Genomic DNA, 1,159 nt, shown 5'->3' on the forward strand with positions numbered 1-1,159 from the left:
CCTCCCGGAACTCCGCGGCCCCCGCCGCCACGTGCGCGTAGCACCACTCCCCCACCGACCACGCGCGGCGTTCCCCCGGCCCCATGCGATGGACCGTCAGCGCCGCACCGGCCCGGGGCAGCGCGTACGGCTCCCCCACCGGCAGCGCCCGCACCACCCGGTGCTCCGGCTCCCCGGGCTCCTCCACCTGCGTCAACCAGAACTGGAGGAACCGCGTGGGCACCGAGCCGGTGTTGCGCTCCGTGTGCCGCACCCCCCGTCCCGCGCCGAGAACCTGGAGATCACCGGGACGCACCACCACCGGGGATCGGCCGGGCCCCCCGTGCGTCAACTCCCCCTCCAGCACCCAACTGACGATCTCCACCCCGCTGTGCGGATGCTCGTCGAAGCCGGCGCCCGGCGCGAGGCGCTCCTCGTTGGCGGCGATCAGCCGCCCGAACCCCAGATTCGTCGGGTCGAAGTGCGCGCCGAAGGAGAAGGCGTGCGACGACTCGATCCCGACCGCCGGGTCACCGCCCGGATACCGCTCCCCACCCCGCCACACGCGCATCACGACGCCCACCCTAGTGCCGCCCCGGCCGGGGCGGCCCGGCGCCGGTGGTGGTCCCCCGTCCGCCGCACCGTTCCGCCCCGCGGTCGGGCCACGGGACGGAACGGCGGACGGGACGGCGTCAGCCGCCCCGGGTGACCTCCACCCTGCGACCGGAGGGCCGCTCGGCCTCCTCGACCGGGGCCCGAACGGTGAGGACCCCCTTGTCGTACTCCGCGGTGATCCGGTCCTCGACCACCCCCCGGGGCAGTCGAACGGCCCGGGTGAGGGCCCCGTAGCGGAACTCGGTGCGGTGTCCGCGCCCGTCCCGTCCGCTCGACTCCTCGGTGCGTTCGGCGTGGATGGTCAACATGCCCTCGTCCACCGTGATCTCGACGTCCTTCTCGGGATCGACCCCGGGCAACTCGGCCCGCACCACGTAGGAGTCCTTCTCCCTGCCCTCCTCGATGCGGATCGGGTGGTCGCCCCCGAAGAGGGGCGACTCCCTCGAGAGGGCGTCGAACCAGTCCGACCACACGGGTCGACGGGCCGGCACCCCGCGGTTCGTCTCGCCTGCCATGTCCCTTCTCCCTGCTGGTGTGCGCGTCGGGTTCTCCCCGCCCCGGGCCC

The 1,159-nt window shown here is 74.5% G+C and carries 2 protein-coding genes; both read right to left on the reverse strand.

What is annotated here, in order from left to right:
- On the reverse strand, nucleotides 1-550 hold a 550-nt coding region (locus FOE67_RS26315; protein ID WP_182667327.1), incomplete at its 3' end, for a pirin family protein.
- 121 nt (nucleotides 551-671) lie between these two features.
- On the reverse strand, nucleotides 672-1,109 hold the full coding sequence (locus FOE67_RS26320; protein ID WP_182667328.1) for an Hsp20/alpha crystallin family protein: 438 nt from the start codon (nucleotides 1,107-1,109) through the stop codon (nucleotides 672-674).
- Nucleotides 1,110-1,159: the final 50 nt, after the last annotated feature.

The organism is Streptomyces calidiresistens, from assembly GCF_014141525.1.
Lineage (GTDB): Bacteria > Actinomycetota > Actinomycetes > Streptomycetales > Streptomycetaceae > Streptomyces > Streptomyces calidiresistens.

What these genes read in the sequence shown, in the direction of transcription:
- FOE67_RS26320 (WP_182667328.1), bottom strand. Translation starts at nt 1,109, where the DNA reads ATGGCAGGCGAGACGAACCGCGGGGTGCCGGCCCGTCGACCCGTGTGG.